The sequence below is a fragment of the Geofilum rubicundum JCM 15548 genome (genome assembly GCF_000974365.1).
Taxonomy (GTDB): Bacteria; Bacteroidota; Bacteroidia; order Bacteroidales; family Marinilabiliaceae; genus Geofilum; species Geofilum rubicundum.
On record NZ_BAZW01000125.1, the window covers coordinates 1 to 3,163 of the forward strand.

Below are 3,163 nucleotides of genomic sequence, written 5' to 3' on the forward strand. Positions count from 1 at the left end.
AAGCGCTCATGGCGCCCTTCGTAAGTGTCGGGACTACATTACCCAAGGTAATGTCTACGCAGTAGATATAGACTTGGAGCGGTACTTCGATACCGTTAACCACAGCAAGTTGATAGAGATACTATCGCGCACCATTAAAGACGGGCGGGTGGTGTCACTTATCCACAAGTACCTAAATGCTGGAGTAATGCACGAAGACCACTACGAAGAAACCCATGAAGGTGTACCGCAAGGAGGACCACTAAGTCCTCTGCTGGGCAATATCCTACTGAATGAGCTGGACCGGGAACTCGAAAGCAGAGGGCATAAATTTGTACGTTATGCTGATGACATGGTAATACTCTGCAAAAGCCGGCGAAGCGCCCACCGGACGATGAAAAGCATCGTTTCTTTTATAGAAGAAAAGCTTTTCTTGACAGTCAATCGGGACAAGAGCCAGGTAGCACACGTAAAGGATGTTAAGTTCCTTGGCTATACCTTCTATCGCTATAGAGGTGAAGGAAGGTTGAGGATACACCCCAAAAGTGTGGAAAAGATGAAAGCCAAAATTAAAAAGCTGACATCGAGAAGCAACGGGTGGGGCAACGAGCGCAGGAAGGAAGCACTAAGTCAATACATTAGGGGCTGGGTGCAATACTCCAAACTGGCCGATATGCAAAGTCTGCTAAAAGGGACGGATAAGTGGTATCGCCGACGGCTACGAATGGTCATCTGGAAACAATGGAAACGGATAAAAACCAAAATGGCCAACCTTATAAAGCTTGGTATTAATAAATACAAAGCTTATGAGTGGGCGAACACTAGGAAAGGCTACTGGCGCATAGCAAAGAGCTCTATCCTATCCCGAACAGTAACAGACCAACGTTTGCGTAAGGCTGGATACGTTTTCTTTCTGGATTATTACAAAGCGGTAAGAGTTGTAAATTAGGGAACCGCCGTATACGAGAACCGTACGTACGGTGGTGTGAGAGGACGAAACGGGAAATAATCCCGTTTCTCCTACTCGATTGGTACGTTGACATGATAATGCTCCTCAAAATGCTTCAATGCCTGCGACAAACGTGCCAGTGAAACAGGCTTCAATAAATAATCACATGCCTTACAATCAAAAGCCTCCAAAGCATATTGATTATATGCGGTAATGAAGATGATCTGCAAGGGTCGCCCCAACATATTCAATTCCCGTGCTACGTCCATTCCGGTTGTTTGTCCCAAATTAATATCCAAGAACAGCAAGTCCGGCTCAAGGGCAATTACTGAGGGTAAGATTTCAGATTCATCCCTTATGGTCTTTATTACCGTATATCCGGCAAAATTTCCCAAAAGCTTTTCCAGCACTTCTATGGCACGGGGTTCGTCATCAGCGATTATTACTTTGTACATTTTTGGGCCTAATGATTTATATTTCCACAATTTAAAGAATTTCTCAAATCAACATAATATTTTTTGATTAAATAACTCCTGACGTTCGTTAATGAAATGGTTTGGTTGGTTAAATTCCAGTCAAAAGGTATTGGATGTACAATTATTAAGAAAGATATTTGCTAAAATGATAATGATTTTATTTATCACAAATCTTCTATACCATACAAGTTGACCATCATCAATTGAAATCCTATGCTTAATTATCTGAAAAAATCACTTTTCTTTTGTCTTTATATTTTAACAGTAGAAATAACTTATGCACAATCCTCTATTATCAAAGGTGTCATATTAGCTATTGAGGATGATGCCGTTTACATTGATTTAAACGACTCACAGATATCCATTGGAGCCGGATTACAGGTAGTGAAAAAACGTGAACATTTCGTTCATCCAGTTACTGGAGAAACGATTCAACGTGAACCCGAAGTAATTGCATACGTTGAAATAATCGAAGTTAAGCCCAATTATTCTGTTGGTAGGGTTTCACCGCGGACTGCTATTAATCAGTTGCAACCAGGTATGGTGGCTCAAATTATGGATATTACAACTGATGCATCAAGAGAATTTCGAAAATCTATTGCTATACAACCCATGAATGTAACGAGTGCCAGAGGAGGGTATCTGGGTTTCTATATTGCTGATTTACTTACGGAAGAACTATTTAGTATTGACAAGTTTAAAGTGATTGACAGGCAAACGCTTGGACTCCAAATGGATGAAATTGCAATATCCCAACAGGGTATTATTGATGAAAAGGAAGCATTAAGAATAGGACGTACCCGCGGTGTGGACTATTTTATAACCGGAACAGTATATGAACCTGATGTGGTGGAGATTAGCACCGGCGTACCCATCAAAGGTATTCTAGGGACAGCAGAAGCGTTATCGGGCATCAATATGGGTTCAGAGTATGTATCTGATGTTCGAACCTCTCAGTTGAGGGCTATTGTGAATATCTCTTTAAGGGTTGTAAATGTTGAAACAGGTGAAATACTTTTCATAGCATCAGAAATGCAACAGTCATTTGGTCGAAGCCAAATCAATCTTGAACAAGGAGCTTTGGGAGGGCTTCAACTAAAGGGAGGGGCGACCTCCTTTTTAAATACTGTAACCGGTCAGGCCACTAAGGCGGCTCTGACCAACCTTGCCGGTTATATTGATGATTACTTCGAGGGAAAAATTGATGTGAGGCACTTTCGAGGGAATACAATCAATATTTCAGGGAAATCAGCTACCAAAGAGGAACCTAAAGTTATAAATGCGTCTATTACTCAGATAGATTATGTTTATGAGAATGACAGAATATCTGTTTCAGATAAGCATACAGCCATAATTAATAAAGGCGTAGAAGAGGGTTTTAAAAACCACTTTTCTTATCCGGTTTACACAATGCTATATGAATCTTCAAAAATATCCGGGGAGATTAAGGAAGTTGGAAACAAGCATATTGGTACTTTGAAAATAAAAGATTGTGAGAGAAACATGGCGCAAGGACTAATAAAGTTTAACAAAAGTTTCAATGTTGAAAGTGAATTGGATTTAAGTAATTCATATGTTGAGAATATTAAACAAAGAATAGTTAGTGTTGAACCAGTCTTAATTTTATTGTTAGATCAGGAACTACTTGGCAAGCTATCAATTGACTTCGCTGTTTCAGGAAGATTCTCATTTGGATACACATACTTAGCAAGCATTGAATACAGGAATAGATACCTAGAAGCACATGGAATAAACCTAA

Annotated in this window: 3 protein-coding genes; 2 read left to right on the forward strand and 1 reads right to left on the reverse strand. The window is 40.0% G+C overall.

Translation table 11 applies throughout. From position 1 onward, the window contains the following. Nucleotides 1-928 (forward strand): reverse transcriptase domain-containing protein (locus JCM15548_RS20205; protein ID WP_227626073.1); only part of this gene is annotated, 928 nt, incomplete at its 5' end. 71 nt (nt 929-999) lie between these two features. Here the strand turns inward: JCM15548_RS20205 and JCM15548_RS20210 are convergent. Then, nucleotides 1,000-1,383 carry a LytR/AlgR family response regulator transcription factor gene (locus JCM15548_RS20210; protein ID WP_062129002.1) on the reverse strand — a complete coding sequence of 128 codons (384 nt, stop codon included), beginning with the start codon at nt 1,381-1,383 and terminating at the stop codon, nt 1,000-1,002. Nucleotides 1,384-1,617: 234 nt separating this feature from the next. Between JCM15548_RS20210 and JCM15548_RS20215 the strand changes: the two genes are divergently transcribed. After that, a partial coding sequence (locus JCM15548_RS20215) for a CsgG/HfaB family protein (protein WP_083985289.1) occupies nt 1,618-3,163 on the forward strand: 1,546 nt, incomplete at its 3' end.

Excerpts from the sequence above, each read along its gene's own strand:
- JCM15548_RS20210 (WP_062129002.1), bottom strand. The coding sequence starts at position 1,383 with ATGTACAAAGTAATAATCGCTGATGACGAACCCCGTGCCATAGAAGTG.